Genomic DNA, 15,825 nt, shown 5'->3' with positions numbered 1-15,825 from the left:
TTTTCTCGACAAGCCGGCTTTCTACCGCCGCTACCGCTTCCGACCCCCGAGATGCATCAGGACCTGCCGGAGGTAAAGGGCTTCGCCCCAGCGGTCGCCTGTGGTAAGGTCAGCTGCCGGACTCATGCCGACCCGGCGGCGCGCAGACGCACCAACAACTGATTCCTGCCAGCGTCCCGCCCGCGCCGTTCCCTAATCAGGGCCGCTTTCTTGCCCGTCAATGGCGCGTTTTGCCTGTGCCTTTATTGTCTGGCTATCGGCCCAACTGTCCTGTTGTGCAGGCAACAGGACAGAGACGCCGGTCTCCCCGACAGACCGGCGATGATATCCTCAGCCCCAAGCATGAGATCTGCTGCCATGCCCACACTGCCTGCTCGCGAGATGAAGCTGATTCGCTCTGTACTGCACCGGCTCAACCAGGTGCCCGGTCTGCGCGCACAGCACCGGATCGGCGGCCGCCCCCCCTTCAGTGGCCTGCTCCAGCTGAGCGGCACCTGGGGTGAGTTGGTGCGCCCCATACGCCTGGCCTGGCGCATTTCACCACAGCAGGCTGAGTTGCTACGGTTTCAGCTGCATACCCTGCGCGATGAACACCCGGTGCTGCTGGCCGACTATATCGGCGACAGTCTGGCTCAGGCGCTGATGGCTGATGATCTGGCCTTCTTCGACAGCGCTGGCAACGGTTTTTTGCAGGCAGCGCCGCTCTACTACCGCTGTACCGGCCAGCGCGGCGCCCGACCAGCCCCCCTGCCCAATCGATGCACCCAGCGGGCCGGCCTGAAAATCCTTTACCAGCTGCTGCGCGACCCGACCCTGGCCGACGCCCCCTATCGCGCCATTGCCGCCGCCGCCGGCGTCGCCCTGGGCACTGTCGGGCCGGTAATCCAGGATCTGCTGGCCAAAGGGCTGCTGCACGGCAGCGACGGCCAACGCCAGCTGGGGGATCTTGAGGCCCTGCATCAGTTATGGGAACCGGCCTTTATCGAACGGCTGCGGCCCCGCCTGCAGGTGCAGCGCTGCCGCCTGAACAGGCCCTGGCATCTGGGCAGTCTGCCAGGGCTGATTCGCGAACAGGGGCTGACCGATCAGGTTCTGCTGGGAGGCGAACTGGCCGCGGCCTGCTACTGCCCCCATACCCAGCCCCAGCAGGCCAGCCTGCATTTTCCAGCGACCCTGGTTCTGCTCAAGCCCCTGCTGCAACTGCGCCTGCTGCCCGACCCCGACGGTCCCATCGACATTGTCCGCCAGTTCGCCACCAATCAGGCCTTCGCGCGAACCAGTGCCGAAGGGGTACGGCTGAGTGACCCTCTCAGCCTGCGAGCGGAACTGCTTTACCTGGGAACCCCGCCGCGCCAGGCCCTGGCGGCACAGCTGACCCGCGACTATCTGTTCGGCGCCAACAGCGCCACCCTTAAAGGAGCGACACCATGTGGCGACGACTTCTGCTGAGCCTCACCAGCAACGGCGGCCTGGGCTACAGCCCCTGGGCTCCCGGCACCGTTGGCACCCTTGCCGGCATTCCCCTGTTCTACCTGTTCGCCCCCCTGCCGCCGCTGCAGGCCCTGCTCGGTTACGGTCTACTGGTGGCGCTGGCCTGCCCGCTGGCGGACGCGGCCGGACGATTCTACGGCCAGGCCGACGATGGCCGCATCGTGATTGATGAGCTGGTTGGCTACCTCACCACCGTGCTGCTGCTGCCTTTCAGTCTGGAGACGGCATTGCTGGGCTTCGTCTTTTTCCGACTGTGCGATATTTTCAAGCCCTTCCCGGCCAGCTGGTTCGACCGCCGCCTGAAAAATGGCATCGGCGTGGTTTTCGACGATATTGTCGCCGGGCTCTATGCCGCCGGCGCCACCCGCCTGGCCCTGCAATTGCTGGCCTGAACAACGGCGCAAACCCCCAAAGGAGCCTTGTCATGGAGATTGCCCTGGTCTGCGTCGGTAACCGTTTTCTGACCCAACCCGACCTGCCACCGCCACTGGCGCCGTTGCTGCGACTCTTGCAGGACGAGGGCTGCACCCTCAGCGAGTTGCTGGTGCTCGATGATGATGGCCGCGCCCTGCATCAGGCCCTGCTACGTTACCGGGAACAGGGCGTGGTATTACTGGTGTGTGGCGGTCTCGGTAGCCATCGCCAGGCCATCACCAGCCGGGCGGCGGCCCAGGCTTTCCGTCTCAACCTGGCGCTGCACGACGGCGCCCTCGAACAGGTACGCGATTTCTACCAGCGCAGTGGCCAGACCCTGCCCGACGGCTACGAAAAGCAGGCCCTGCTGCCACACAAGGTGCGCCTGCTGCGCAACCCCTGTGGCCCGACCCCGGGTTTTTTTCTACAACAGGGTCGCACCAGCGCCTTTTTCCTGCCCGACAACAGCCAGCAACTGGCGGTGATGCTGCGGCAGGAGGTGCTGCCGCTGCTGCGCGGTCTGATCAGCCCGCAGCAGTGCCACTGCCAGAGCAGTTACCGCCTGTTCGGCAACCCCCGTGAGCGTCAGGAACAGCAGCTGGAGCGCCTGCCCTGGCCCGAGGGCGTCGGTTGGCGGCTGGATGAAGACTTTCCCTGTCAGCTGTTGCGACTCAGCGCCGCCTCGGGCGATGACAGCCTGCTGCAGCAAGCTGCCCTGCTGGTGGAACAGCGACTGGCTGACCAGATCGTCTGCCGCGGCAGCGCCAGTCTGGCACAGATCTGCGCTACCCGCCTGCGCGACGCCGAACTGAGTCTGGCCCTGGCCGAATCCTGCACCGGCGGCCTGCTCGCCAAACTGCTGACCGACCAGCCCGGCAGCTCGGCCTTTTTCGAGCGCGGCGCCGTCAGTTATGCCAACAGTGCCAAGCAGGACTGGCTGGGGATCTCCGATCAACTGCTGCTGCAACATGGCGCCGTCAGTGCCGCCTGCGCCCGTGCCATGGCCGAGGGCATCCGCCAGCGCGCCCGCACCGACCTGGCCCTGGCCGTCACCGGCATCGCCGGCCCCGGCGGCGGCACGGCGGACAAACCGGTCGGGACCGTGTTCATCGCCCTGGCCGAGTCCAGCGGCACCCAGGTCGCACACCACCAGTTTGCCGGCGACCGCCGCCAGGTACGGCTGCAGAGTGCCTGCCACGCCCTCGACTGGCTGCGCCGGGCCGCCGAACAGCGGCTGGCGGGGTCTTAAAACCACTGAACTTGTGCTTGAAAAGCCCGCCGACGCTGTGCTATCGGTAAATGTTCCACCCGCCGCGCATTCGGGCGTTTGCCGTTCACCCCGCATTATGGAGAGCTTTATCACCATGACCACCGACAACCGCAAGCAGGCCATTGATCTGGCCATGAGCCAGATTGAAAAACAGTTCGGCAAGGGCAGCATCATGCGTCTGGGTGGCGACAACGTCATGCGCGATATCGACACCATTCCGACGGGCTCCCTCGGTCTTGACATTGCCCTGGGCATCGGCGGTGTGCCACGCGGTCGCATCATTGAGGTGTACGGCCCGGAATCCTCCGGCAAAACCACTCTGGCACTGCACATTGTTGCCGAGGCCCAGAAAAAGGGCGGCATCGCCGCCTTTGTCGATGCCGAGCACGCTCTGGATATCCATTACGCCCGCAAACTCGGCGTCAACGCTGACGATTTGCTGGTTTCTCAGCCCGACACCGGCGAGCAGGCCCTTGAAATCGTCGAGGTGCTGGTTCGCAGCGGCGCCATCGACGTGCTGGTGGTCGACTCGGTTGCCGCCCTGGTGCCACGGGCCGAAATCGAAGGCGAGATGGGCGATTCCCATATGGGCCTGCAGGCGCGCCTGATGTCTCAGGCTCTGCGCAAGCTCACCGCCACCATCAGCAAATCGAACTGCTGTGTCATCTTCATCAATCAGATCCGCATGAAGATCGGCGTGATGTTCGGCAACCCGGAAACCACCACCGGCGGCAACGCCCTGAAGTTCTACGCCTCGGTGCGTATGGACATCCGCAAGATCGCCACCCTCAAGCAGGGCCAGGACATCATCGGCAGCCGCACCCGCGTCAAGGTGGTCAAGAACAAGACCGCGCCACCGTTCAAGGAGGCCGAATTCGACATCATGTACGGCGAAGGCATCTCCAAGGTGGGCGAACTGATCGACCTTGGTGCCGCCAACGATATTGTCGACAAAAGCGGTGCCTGGTTCTCCTTTGCCGGTGAGCGCATCGGTCAGGGACGCGAAAATGCCAAAACCTACCTGAAGGAACACCCGGATGTGGCCCTGCGCATCGAGCAACAGGTGCTGGAACTCTACGGCCTGTCCCAACTGCAGCCGGCCCCACACAGCCCTGCCGAACAGGATTAGGCGATGGACCTCAACGAAATCCTCACCATGGCCATCAAGGCCCGCGCCTCGGACGTGCATATCAAGGCCGGCCTGCCTCCGGTCTACCGTATTGATGGTGCCCTGCGGCCTCTACCCAAGGCGCCGCGTCTGGCACCGGAAGAGATCCGCAAGATGGCCTACGCCATGATGAACGAGCGTCAGCGCGACCAGTTCGAGAAGGCCAGCGAGATTGACCTGGCTTATGGCATTGCCGGTCTCGGCCGTTTCCGTGTCAACCTGTTCACCCAGCGCGGTTCCATCTCCGCCGTGATGCGCGCCATTCCCTTTACGGTGCAGACCCTCGACGAACTGCTGCTGCCGCCCATCATCAAGAAACTGACCCAGGAGCAACGCGGCCTGATTCTGGTCACCGGCACCACCGGCAGCGGCAAGTCGACCACCCTGGCCAGCATGATCGACGCCATCAACGCCAACCGCACCAACCACATCATCACCATTGAAGACCCCATCGAGTTTCTGCATCGTGACAAAAAGAGCATCATCAACCAGCGCGAGATGGGAGTCGACACCGCCTCCTTCGCCTCTGCTCTCAAGTCGGCCCTGCGCCAGGATCCGGATGTGATTCTGGTGGGCGAGATGCGCGACTACGAGACCATTGAAACCGCCCTGACAGCGGCGGAAACCGGCCACCTGGTGCTGTCGACCCTGCATACCGTCGATGCCCAGGAAAGCATCAACCGCATCGTCGGCGTCTTTCCACCGTTTCAGCAACGCCAGATCCGCCTGCAGCTGTCGGCCATCCTGAAGGGCGTCATTTCCCAGCGGCTGGTGCCACGGGCCGACGGCAAGGGCCGCGTGCCGGCGGTGGAGGTCATGGTGTCAACCGCCCGCATCCGCGAGCTGATTGACGACAAGGAAAAGACCAAGATGATCCGCGATGCCATCCAGCAGGGCCACGACAACTACGGCATGCAAACCTTCGATCAGTCCCTGATGAGTCTGCTCAGCCATCAGCTCATCACTTACGATGAAGCCCTGCGCCAGAGCAGCAACCCGGACGATTTCAAGCTCAAGATGTCCGGCATCTCGTCCACCTCCGATCTGACTTGGGACAAGTTCAGCGGCACGGCGGACAACGACAGCAACGCCCCGCCGGCATGAGCCGACCGGCGGCGCCTGATGCCTATACCCTGGCCCTGCGCCTGCTCGGTCGGCGGGGCCGCAGCACCGCCGACCTGGCGGCGCGCCTGCGCAGCAAAGGCTGCGTCGAACAGGCCATCGACAGCGCCCTGCAGCGCTGCCGCGAGCTGGGCTATCTCGATGACGCCCGCCTGGCCGCCGAGCGTGCCGGCCAGCTGGTGCGCGCCGGCCGTGCCATCGGTCCGGCCCTGCAACTGCGACTGCAGCGCGAAGGTTTTGACAGCGCGGTCTGCCATCAGGCAACGGCAGCCTACGCCGATGCCGACCTGCAACGCCGGCAGCTGGCCGCAGTGGCCGAGCGCCGGTTTGGCGATCCGGCTCGGCTTTCCGCGGACGCGCGCCAGCAGCGCCGCCTGATCCAGTATCTGCAACGACGTGGCTTTGCCTTGTCGCAGATTTTTGACTACCTCAATGAAAGGCAAATAAACGTTTATGATGACCGCTGACGCTCTCCGCACCCGCTTCCTGCAGTTTTTTGCCCAGCGCGGCCATCAGGTGGTGCCCTCGTCCTCCCTGATTCCGCACAACGACCCGACGCTGCTGTTCACCAACGCCGGCATGAACCAGTTCAAGGACTGCTTCCTGGGCGAGGAAAAACGTGACTATGTTCGCGCCGCGACCTCCCAGAAATGCGTCCGCGCCGGCGGCAAGCACAACGACCTGGAAAACGTCGGCCGTACCGCCCGCCACCATACCTTCTTCGAAATGCTCGGCAACTTTTCCTTTGGCGATTATTTCAAGAAGGAAGCCATCGCCTTTGCCTGGGAATTTCTTACCCAGGATCTGAAACTCGACAAAAGCCGTCTTTATGTCACGGTTTTTACCGATGACGACGAGGCCGCCGACATCTGGCACCAGCAGGAAGGCGTGCCGCGCGAGCGCATCTTCCGCTTTGGCGAGAAGGACAATTTCTGGTCCATGGGCGATACCGGTCCCTGCGGTCCGTGCAGCGAAATCTTCTGGGATAATGGCCCCGGCGTCGGCTGCGGCCGACCCGACTGCGCCGTCGGCTGCGACTGTGACCGCTACATGGAGATATGGAACAACGTCTTCATGCAATTCAACCGCAGCGCCGACGGCACGCTCGCACCGCTGCCCAAGCCGGCTGTCGATACCGGCATGGGGCTGGAGCGCATCTGCACCGTGATGCAGGGCGTAACCAGCAACTACGACACCGATCTGCTGCGCCGCATCATCGGCCACATCGAACAGCTCAGCGGCAAAGGCTACGGCGCCGATGGCGACAACGATGTCTCCATGCGCGTCATCGCCGACCACAGCCGCGCCACCGCCTTCCTCATCGCCGATGGCGTGCTGCCATCCAACGAGGGCCGGGGCTATGTGCTGCGCCGCATCATGCGGCGGGCCATGCGCCACGCCCGCATGCTGGGCTTCGACACGCCGGTGCTGTACCAGACGGCCACCTTCGTACTCGAAACCATGGCCGGCGCCTACCCCGAGGAAGCCAAACGGGCGGCCTTTGTCGCCAAGGTGGTCAAGAACGAGGAAGAACGCTTCATCCAAACCCTCGGCAACGGCCTGCGCATCCTGCAGGAGGAAATCGACCGCCTGCGCCACCAGGGCGCCACCACCATCCCCGGCGCCGTGGTATTCAAGCTGTATGACACCTTCGGCTTTCCCGTCGATCTGACCGCCGACATCGTTGAAAAAGATGGCTTTGCCCTTGACGAGGCCGGCTTCGACCGCTGCATGGCCCAGCAACGCCAGCAGGCGCGAGAGCACTGGAAGGGTTCCGGCGAGGAAGGCATCGCCAGCATCTACAAGCAGCTGGCCGAACAGGGCCTGCAGGTCGAGTTCACCGGCTATGACAAAACTGCCGACTTCGGCACCATTGTCGCCCTGCTGCGCGACGGCCAGCGGGTCGAGCGCGCCGGCGCCGGCGAACGGGTCGAGATCATCACCTCGGCCACGCCCTTCTATGGCGAATCCGGCGGCCAGAGCGGCGACTGTGGCTGCCTGACCACCCAAGGCGCCGAGGTGCTGATCGACAACGCCATCAAACCGCTGCCGCAACTCATTGTGCATCAGGGGCTGATCCGCAGTGGCGAGCTGGCGGTGGGCGACGCTGCCGAACTGCAGATCGACCGCGAAAAACGCTGCGCCGCCGCCCTCAACCACAGCGCCACCCACCTGCTGCAGGCGGTGCTGGGCGAGGTGCTCGGCGATCATGTGCAGCAGGCCGGCTCGCTGGTGACACCCGAGCGCCTGCGTTTCGACTTCACCCATTTCTCCGCCCTGAGCGACGCCGAACTGCGCCGCATCGAGGATGAGGTCAACCGCCGCATCCGCGAAAACCGCGCCATTGAAACCCAGGAAATGGACACCGAATCGGCCGTGGCCGCCGGCGCCCGCGCCCTGTTCGGCGAAAAATACGGCGAACGCGTGCGGGTGGTGCGCATGGGCGACTTCAGCATGGAACTCTGTGGCGGCACCCATGCCGGCAGCTGTGGCGATATCGGCCTGTTCCGCATCCTGCAGGAATCGGGCATCGCCGCCGGCGTGCGCCGCATTGAAGCCACCACCGGCGCCCAGGCCCTGCGCACCATCCAGCAGCAGGACGAACTGATCAACCAGCTGGCGGCGCTGGTGAAAAGCGACCGCAGCCACCTGACCAGCCGGCTGCAGAAACTGCTGGAACAGCAGCGCGAACTGGAACGGCAGGTAGCCAGCTTAAGCGACCGCCTCGAAGCCGGCCGTGCCGGCGAACTGATCGAGCAGGTGCAGACCATCGCCGGCGTGCCCTGCCTTATCGCCCGCCTTGACGATCTCGACGGCAAACAGTTGCGTGAGCAGTGTGACAAGCTGCGTGACCGGCTGCCTTCGGGTGTCATTGTGCTGGCCGGCGCCTGCGGCGACAAGGCCGCCCTGCTGGTGGCCGTCAGCAAGGATCTGACCAACCGGCTGCAGGCCGGCAAGCTCATTGCACCGCTGGCTGAACAGGTCGGTGGCAAGGGTGGTGGCCGGCCCGATCTGGCCCAGGCCGGCGGCAGCCGGCCCGAAGGTCTGACCGAGCTGCTGCAGCAGGCTCCTGCCCTGCTGGCCGAGGCCCTGCAAAGCTGATCCGACAGAGCCGCTCACCGCTGAGCGGATCTTTTTCCGTGGCAGCGCCGTCTGTGGCCGGCGCTGCTTTCCTTTTGCACCCCCGCAGCGCTGGTGCTATAAGGAGCCAGGGAAGCGGCCTCTCATGGCCGTGACCCGGCACAGCACGCCCTGTACACAGGAGAACGCATGTTTCGTGGCACCACCATTGTCTGCATCCGCCGTGACGACCAGGTTGCCCTGGCCGGCGACGGTCAGGTCAGTCTGGGTCAGACCGTAATGAAGCAGGGCGCCTGCAAGATCCGCCGGCTGCACGACCAGCAGGTTCTGGCCGGCTTTGCCGGCAGCACCGCCGACGCCTTCACCCTGTTCGAGAAGTTCGAGGACAAACTCAAGACGCAACAGGGGCAACTGGCCCGCGCCGCCGTGGCCCTGGCGCGCGACTGGCGCAGTGACCGGGTGTTGCGCCGTCTCGAGGCCCTGCTGCTGGTGGCCAGCCGAGACCAGACCCTGATCCTCTCCGGCGCCGGCGATGTCATCGAACCGGATGACGGGGTCGCCGCCATCGGCTCCGGTGGTGCCTATGCCCTGGCGGCCGGTCGGGCACTGCTGCGCCACAGCGATCTCGGTGCCGCTGACATCGCCCGCCAGGCTCTCACCATCGCAGCGGAGATTTGCATCTACACCAACGACCACATCCGCCTGGAAGTGCTCTGATGACCAATTTCACGCCGCGCGAAATCGTCTCCGAACTCGACCGTTACATCATCGGCCAGAACCGCGCCAAACGAGCCGTGGCCGTGGCTCTGCGCAACCGCTGGCGGCGTCAGCAGGTCAGCGATGAGCTGCGCGACGAGATCACACCGAAGAACATCATCCTGATCGGTCCCACCGGCGTCGGCAAGACCGAGATCGCCCGCCGTCTGGCCCGCCTGGCGCAGGCGCCCTTCGTCAAGGTCGAAGCCAGCAAATTCACCGAGGTCGGCTATGTCGGCCGCGATGTCGAAAGCATGGTGCGCGACCTGGTGGAAGCCGCCATCGTGCTGGTGCGCGAGGAAGAAACCGCCAAGGTGCGTCTCAAGGCCGAAGAGCAGGCCGAGGACAAGCTGCTCGATCTGCTGCTGCCGGGTGAGCGCCACAACGCCGCCAGCGGTGAGAGCGACAACGCCACGCGCGACAAGCTGCGCCGGCTGCTGCGGCTGGGCGAGTTGGACGAACGCTTTGTCGAACTGGAAACCCAGGAGGCGGCCATCCCGGCCATGCAGGTGATGACACCGCCGGGCGCTGAGGATATGGGCCTTAACCTCAAGGAGATGTTCGGCAACCTGTTCCCCAAGAAAACCCGCCGCCGGCGCCTGCGGGTACGGGAGGCACGGGAACTGCTGATCGCCGAACAGGCCGAAAAACTCCTGGATACCGACCAGATCCAAACCCTGGCGCGGCAGCGCTGCGAACAGAGCGGCATGATCTTCATCGACGAAATCGACAAGGTTGCCAGCCGTGAACAGGGCCAGGGACCGGAGATTTCCCGCGAAGGGGTGCAGCGCGATATCCTGCCGATTGTCGAGGGCAGTACGGTCAACACCAAGTACGGTCCGGTCAAGACCGACCACATTCTGTTCATCGCCGCTGGCGCCTTCCATGTGGCCAAACCGTCCGACCTGATCCCGGAACTGCAGGGCCGCTTTCCGATCCGGGTCGAGCTCGACAGCCTCGGCGAAGCGGAATTCGTCCAGATCCTGACGGAGCCGCGCAACGCTCTGCTGCGTCAGTACCAGGCCTTGCTGGCCACCGAGGGCATTGCCCTGCACTTCAGCGCCGACGCCATCGCCGAGATGGCGCGCATCGCGGCGCAGGTCAACGCCCGCACCGAAAACATCGGCGCCCGGCGACTGCACACCATCATCGAAAAACTGCTCGAACAGATCTCCTTCGACGCGCCGGAACTGCCCGACAAGGAGCTGCACATCGATGCCGCCCTGGTTCGCGCCCGCCTCGACGACATTGTCGCCGACGAGGATCTGGCCCGTTTTATTCTGTAACCCGCCCCCGCATCCCCAGCCCCGGAGTTTGTGGCCATGCAACAGCTGATCGAAAAAGCCAATGTTCTGATGGAGGCCCTGCCCTACATCAAACGGTTCTACGGCAAGACCATCGTTATCAAGTACGGCGGCAACGCCATGGTGGAGGAACCCCTCAAGGAAGGCTTCGCCAAGGACGTCATCCTGCTCAAGCTCATCGGCCTCAATCCGGTGATCGTCCACGGTGGCGGCCCACAGATCGGCAAGGTGCTGGCGCAAATGGGCCGCAAGACCGACTTCGTGCAGGGCATGCGGGTGACCGACTCCGAAACCATGAACGTGGTCGAGATGGTGCTGGGCGGCAAGGTGAATAAGGAAATCGTCGGCAACATCAACCACTTCGGCGGCAACGCGGTGGGCTTGTCGGGCAAGGACGGCAACCTCATCCTGGCACGCAAGCTGGAGATGAAACGCCTCAACCCCGATACCCTGACGCCGGAGATCATCGATGTCGGCATGGTCGGCGAGGTCGAGCAGGTCAACCCGGCGGTACTGACGGCGCTGGAGCAGAGCAACTTCATTCCGGTCATCGCGCCAGTCGGTGTTGGCCGCCACGGCGAGACCTACAACATCAACGCCGACCTGGTGGCCGGCCGGGTAGCCGGAGCCCTGCGAGCGGAAAAACTGATCCTGCTGACCGATGTCGAGGGGGTCAAGGACAAGCAGGGCCGGCTGATCTCGACCATCGACATCGCCGCAGTCAACGGTCTGATCGAGGATGGCACCATCAGCGGCGGCATGATCCCGAAGATCAGCTGCTGCGTCGACGCCGTACGCGAGGGCGTCCAGAAAACCCATATCATCGACGGGCGGATGGAACACGCCTGTCTGCTGGAAATCTTTACCGACAAGGGTATCGGCACTGCCGTGGCGAGGTTTACATCATGAGCTTTTCACAATCCTGGATCGAACGCGGCAATGCCTCCATTGCCACCACCTATGGCCGTTATCCGCTGGTGGTCGCCAAGGGCGAAGGTTGCTGGCTGTGGGACGTCGACGGTCGCCGTTATCTTGATTTTCTCGCCGGCGTGGCGGTCAACAATCTGGGCCATTGCCATCCGAAGGTGGTGGCGGCCCTGCAGCAGCAGGCCGCGACGCTGCTGCACTGCTCCAACTACTACCACATCCCCAGCCAGATCCGTCTGGCCGAGCTGCTGTGCCAGCACAGCTTCGCCGACCGGGTGTTCTTCTGCAACTCCGGCGCCGAAGCCAACGAAGCCGCCATGAAACTGGTGCGCAAGCACAGCGCCGAGCGTTACGGCGACAACCGCTACATCGTCATCACGGCCCTGGCCTCGTTCCACGGCCGCACCATCGGCACCATCAGCGCCACCGGCCAGGAGGCGGTACGCAAGGGCTTCACGCCGGTGGTGCCGGGTTTTCGCTATGTGCCGTTCGGCGACATTGCCGCCATGCGCGACGCCGTCACCGAGCAGGTCTGCGCCGTGATGCTCGAACCGGTACAGGGCGAAGGCGGTGTCAACGTGGCACCGCCCGGCTATCTTCAGGCGGTGCGCGAGCTGTGCGACGCCCACAACCTGCTGCTGGTATTCGACGAGGTGCAGGTGGGCTGCGGCCGCACCGGCAAGCTGTTCGCCTACCAGCATGACGCGGTCGCGCCGGACATCATGACCCTGGCCAAGGCCCTGGCCGGCGGCCCGCCCATCGGTGCCATGCTGGCCCGCGAAGAGGTGGCGGCCAGTTTCACGCCCGGCAGTCACGGTTCCACCTTCGGCGGCAATCCACTGATCACCAGCGCAGCGCTGGCGGCACTGGACGTGCTGATCAACGAAGGGGTTCTCGACAACTGCGTTGCCATGGGCGGCTACCTGCGCCAGCGGCTCGAAGAACTGTGCCAGCGCCATGACTGTGCTATCGAGGTCCGTGGCCGTGGCCTGATTCTCGGCCTGCAACTGAATATTGAAGGTGCGCCACTGGTCAAAAAGGCGCTGGAGCGGGGGCTGCTGATCAACTGCACCGCCGGCAAGGTGCTGCGCTTCGTGCCACCGCTGACCGTCAGTCGCGCCGAAATCGACGCGGCTCTGGCCATTCTGGAGCCCCTGTTCGAGGAGATCACTGCGGAGGAATGACATGAAACTGTCCAAGGAAGCCTGGATCGGTACCGCAATTGTCCTGGCGTTGCTTGTTGCCGCTTTCATCTGGACACTGTTTCCCAAAAAAACACAGCAGAAGTACCATCCGCCCTACAAGTACTACAGCGGTGACAAACCCGAGTTCGTGCCGAGCAAGAACAAAACCAACAAGTTTTTTCCGGCCGAGAGGCAATGACGCCTCCCGACCAACCCCAGAGAGGAGCCCGACGAGCGATGAAATCTGTGAAGTCTGACTTTTTGTGTCTTTCAGAATGGACCGCACCGCAGCTCGATGCCATCCTGACCCTGACCGCCAAACTCAAGGCACAGCACAAGGCCGGCGAGGCACAGCCGCTGCTGGCCGGCAAGACCCTGGGCATGATCTTCGAGAAAAGTTCCACCCGCACCCGGGTTTCCTTCGAGGTGGGCATGTTTCAGCTTGGCGGCCAGGCCATCTTTCTGTCCGCCGCCGACAGCCAGATCGGCCGTGGTGAACCGATCAAGGACACGGCACGGGTGCTGTCACGCTATGTCGATGCCATCGCCATCCGCACCTACAGCCAGACCAGTGTCGCCGAACTGGCCAGCTACGCCACCGTGCCGGTCATCAACGCCCTGACCGACAGCTATCACCCGTGCCAGCTGATGGCCGATCTGTTCACCGTACAGGAATGCAAGGGCTCCTACAGCGACCAGGTTTATTGCTGGATCGGCGATGGCAACAACATGGCCAATTCCTGGATCAACGCCGCCGCCGTGTTCGGTTTCGAGCTGCGCGTGGCCACGCCCGTGGGTTACGAACCCGACCCCTGGGTCATCGAACGGGCCGTGCAGCGCGGCGCCCGCCTGACCTTCACCAACGATCCTCTTGAAGCGGCCCGGGGCGCCAACGTGCTCAACACCGATGTCTGGGCCAGCATGGGCCAGGAGCAGGAACAGCAGCAACGCATCAAGGATTTCGCCGGCTTCCAGATCAATGACGCCACCCTCGGGGTGGCCGCAAGCGACGCCCTGGTGCTGCACTGCCTGCCGGCCCATCGCGGCGAGGAGATCAGCGACGCCGTGATCGAAGGGCCCCATTCGGTGGTATTCGACGAAGCGGAAAACCGCCTGCATGTGCAGAAAGCCATCCTGGCCCGCCTGCTCGGCGCCGCCTAGACAATGGAACTGCGCTGCCCCCACTGCGGATTCAGCAGTGACGTCAAACCAGCCGAACTGCCCCAGACGCCGCCCCTGCAGGTGCACTGCCCACGCTGCCGCAACAGCTTTATTCTGCCGGCTGCGGCAGAACCCGCGGCAGCGGCTGTGGCGTCAGCCTCACCACCCCCACCGCCACCTGTTGCCGCAGCGCCACCGGCGCCACTGCCCGGCGGTTTCTGGCGCCGGCTGCTGGCGGCCCTGCTCGATGGCCTGCTGTCGTCCCTGGCGCAGTTCGCCCTGGTGGCGGCACTACGCCTGGTCATTGAGCTGGGCACCCTGCACAGCAATGGCGGAACCGAACTGCTGCTGATGCTGGGCGGCACCCTGGTCTCGCTGGCCTATTATGTCTTTTTCACCGGCTACAACGGCCAGACGCCGGGCAAGATGGTTCTGGGTCTGCAGGTGGTGGCCGACGATGGCGGACCGGTGGGCTACGGCCGTGCCTTCTGGCGCGAAACCCTCGGCAAGTTTCTCTCCAGCATTCTGCTGCTGGTCGGCTACCTGATGGTGGCCATCCGTGCCGACAAGCGCGGCCTGCACGATCTGATTGCCGGCACCCGGGTCATCCGGTGCTAGGCTGACGCCATCAACGGTTTACACCCGGCGTCAATGGGCGGCCCCGGGTGCTTCCCTGAAACAAGGAGAACAACCATGCAACGAAAAGGTTCCGTCAAGAAGGTCGTCCTCGCCTATTCCGGCGGGCTCGACACCTCCATCATCCTCAAGTGGCTGACCGAGGAATACGACTGCGAAGTGGTCGCCTACTCGGCCGATCTCGGCCAGGGCGAAGAGCTCGACCATATCCCCGCCAAGGCCAAAAAAACCGGCGCCAGCAGCTGCCACATTGTCGACCTGAAAGAGGAATTCGCCCGCGATTTCGTCTTCCCGATGTTTCGCGCCAATGCCATCTACGAGGGCCGCTACTTCCTCGGCACCTCCATCGCCCGGCCGCTGATCGCCAAGGCGCAGATGGAAATCGCCGCCAAGGAAGGGGCCGACGCCGTCTCCCATGGCGCCACCGGCAAGGGCAACGACCAGGTGCGCTTCGAGATCGCCTACTACCACTACGACCCGGCGATCAAGGTCATTGCCCCCTGGCGCGAGTGGGATCTGAAGAGCCGCACCGCCCTCGAAGAATACGCTCGCAAGCACGACATTCCGATCCCGACCAGCAAGAAGTTCCCCTGGAGCTCGGACCGCAACCTACTGCACATCTCCTTCGAAGGGGACATCCTGGAGAATCCCTGGGCCGAGGCGCCAGAGGAGATGTACCAGCTCACCGTCCGGCCCGAGGACGCGCCGGATCAGGCCGAGTATGTCGAGGTTGAGTTCGAGAAGGGCGACGCCGTGGCCGTCAACGGTGAGCGCCTGTCACCGGCCAACCTGCTGGCCAAACTCAACCAGCTTGGCGGCAAGCACGGTATCGGCCGCGTTGATCTGCTGGAAAACCGCTATGTCGGCATGAAGAGCCGTGGCGTCTATGAGACACCGGGTGGCACCATTCTGGAAGAAGCCCATCGCGCCGTCGAGTCGATCTGCATGGACCGTGAGGTGATGCATCTGCGGGATTCGCTGGTACCGCGTTATGCCGACATGATCTACAACGGCTACTGGTTCGCGCCCGAGCGCATCGCCCTGCAGGCCCTGATCGACCAGACCCAGCAAAGCGTCAACGGCAAGGCCCGCATCAAGCTCTACAAGGGCCACGCCCGCGTGGTCGGCCGCGATTCGGCCAGCGATAGCCTGTTCAATGTCGATTTCGCCACCTTCGAGGCCGACGACGTCTACAATCAGGCCGATGCCGAGGGCTTCATCAAGCTCAACGCCCTGCGTCTGCGTATCGCCGCCATCCAACGGCAGAACCGCAAGTAACCGACGGCTGAAATACCCCGGCGCGGGCCGTCT

Annotated in this window: 15 protein-coding genes; all 15 read left to right on the top strand. The window is 64.0% G+C overall.

All coding sequences use genetic code 11. From position 1 onward, the window contains the following. Positions 1-357: 357 nt before the first annotated feature. The 15 genes from BLR80_RS04280 (at position 358) to BLR80_RS04210 (ending at position 15,792) form a co-directional block, all read left to right on the top strand. Positions 358-1,449 (top strand): type IV toxin-antitoxin system AbiEi family antitoxin, encoded by a 1,092-nt coding sequence (locus BLR80_RS04280; protein ID WP_171906306.1) that lies wholly within the window; start codon positions 358-360, stop codon positions 1,447-1,449. After that, complete coding sequence (locus tag BLR80_RS04275) at positions 1,428-1,883, top strand: phosphatidylglycerophosphatase A family protein (RefSeq protein WP_092076623.1); 456 nt, start codon at positions 1,428-1,430, stop codon at positions 1,881-1,883. Before BLR80_RS04280 ends, BLR80_RS04275 begins: the two co-directional genes overlap by 22 nt. A 32-nt stretch (positions 1,884-1,915) precedes the next feature. After that, on the top strand, positions 1,916-3,154 hold the full coding sequence (locus BLR80_RS04270) for a nicotinamide-nucleotide amidohydrolase family protein (RefSeq protein WP_092076621.1): 1,239 nt from the start codon (positions 1,916-1,918) through the stop codon (positions 3,152-3,154). Between the two features lie 115 nt (positions 3,155-3,269). Then, positions 3,270-4,304: a recombinase RecA gene (gene recA / locus BLR80_RS04265; RefSeq protein WP_092076619.1), complete on the top strand. Its 1,035-nt coding sequence runs from the start codon at positions 3,270-3,272 to the stop codon at positions 4,302-4,304. A gap of 3 nt (positions 4,305-4,307) precedes the next feature. Then, positions 4,308-5,447, top strand: coding sequence for a type IV pilus twitching motility protein PilT (locus BLR80_RS04260; RefSeq protein WP_092076617.1), 1,140 nt, complete (start codon positions 4,308-4,310; stop codon positions 5,445-5,447). Next, positions 5,444-5,932 carry a regulatory protein RecX gene (locus BLR80_RS04255; RefSeq protein ID WP_092076615.1) on the top strand — a complete coding sequence of 163 codons (489 nt, stop codon included), beginning with the start codon at positions 5,444-5,446 and terminating at the stop codon, positions 5,930-5,932. Before BLR80_RS04260 ends, BLR80_RS04255 begins: the two co-directional genes overlap by 4 nt. Further along, positions 5,922-8,567: an alanine--tRNA ligase gene (gene alaS / locus BLR80_RS04250; protein WP_092076962.1), complete on the top strand. Its 2,646-nt coding sequence runs from the start codon at positions 5,922-5,924 to the stop codon at positions 8,565-8,567. The genes BLR80_RS04255 and alaS overlap by 11 nt, the downstream gene beginning before the upstream one ends. 168 nt (positions 8,568-8,735) lie before the next feature. Further along, complete coding sequence (gene hslV, locus BLR80_RS04245; RefSeq protein WP_092076613.1) at positions 8,736-9,263, top strand: ATP-dependent protease subunit HslV; 528 nt, start codon at positions 8,736-8,738, stop codon at positions 9,261-9,263. After that, the gene (gene hslU, locus BLR80_RS04240; RefSeq protein WP_092076611.1) at positions 9,263-10,588 is read left to right on the top strand and encodes an ATP-dependent protease ATPase subunit HslU; all 1,326 of its coding nucleotides are present in this window, start codon (positions 9,263-9,265) and stop codon (positions 10,586-10,588) included. Before hslV ends, hslU begins: the two co-directional genes overlap by 1 nt. Before the next feature lie 36 nt (positions 10,589-10,624). Beyond that, positions 10,625-11,515, top strand: a complete 891-nt coding sequence (gene argB / locus BLR80_RS04235) for an acetylglutamate kinase (RefSeq protein ID WP_092076609.1) — start codon at positions 10,625-10,627, stop codon at positions 11,513-11,515. Beyond that, positions 11,512-12,717, top strand: a complete 1,206-nt coding sequence (locus BLR80_RS04230; protein ID WP_092076607.1) for an acetylornithine transaminase — start codon at positions 11,512-11,514, stop codon at positions 12,715-12,717. Before argB ends, BLR80_RS04230 begins: the two co-directional genes overlap by 4 nt. Position 12,718: 1 nt before the next feature. Continuing rightward, positions 12,719-12,916, top strand: coding sequence for a hypothetical protein (locus BLR80_RS04225; RefSeq protein WP_092076605.1), 198 nt, complete (start codon positions 12,719-12,721; stop codon positions 12,914-12,916). Positions 12,917-12,954: 38 nt separating this feature from the next. Further along, complete coding sequence (gene argF / locus BLR80_RS04220) at positions 12,955-13,878, top strand: ornithine carbamoyltransferase (protein ID WP_281241585.1); 924 nt, start codon at positions 12,955-12,957, stop codon at positions 13,876-13,878. 3 nt (positions 13,879-13,881) lie between these two features. After that, positions 13,882-14,496 (top strand): RDD family protein, encoded by a 615-nt coding sequence (locus tag BLR80_RS04215; protein WP_092076603.1) that lies wholly within the window; start codon positions 13,882-13,884, stop codon positions 14,494-14,496. A gap of 75 nt (positions 14,497-14,571) precedes the next feature. Continuing rightward, a complete protein-coding gene (locus tag BLR80_RS04210) occupies positions 14,572-15,792 on the top strand; it encodes an argininosuccinate synthase (RefSeq protein ID WP_092076601.1) in 1,221 nt (406 codons plus the stop codon). Positions 15,793-15,825 lie beyond the last annotated feature (33 nt).

The sequence above is a fragment of the Desulfuromonas thiophila genome (genome assembly GCF_900101955.1).
GTDB classification, from domain to species: domain Bacteria; phylum Desulfobacterota; class Desulfuromonadia; order Desulfuromonadales; family Desulfuromonadaceae; genus Pseudodesulfuromonas; species Pseudodesulfuromonas thiophila.
This window is presented reverse-complemented; position numbering and strand designations above follow the sequence as displayed.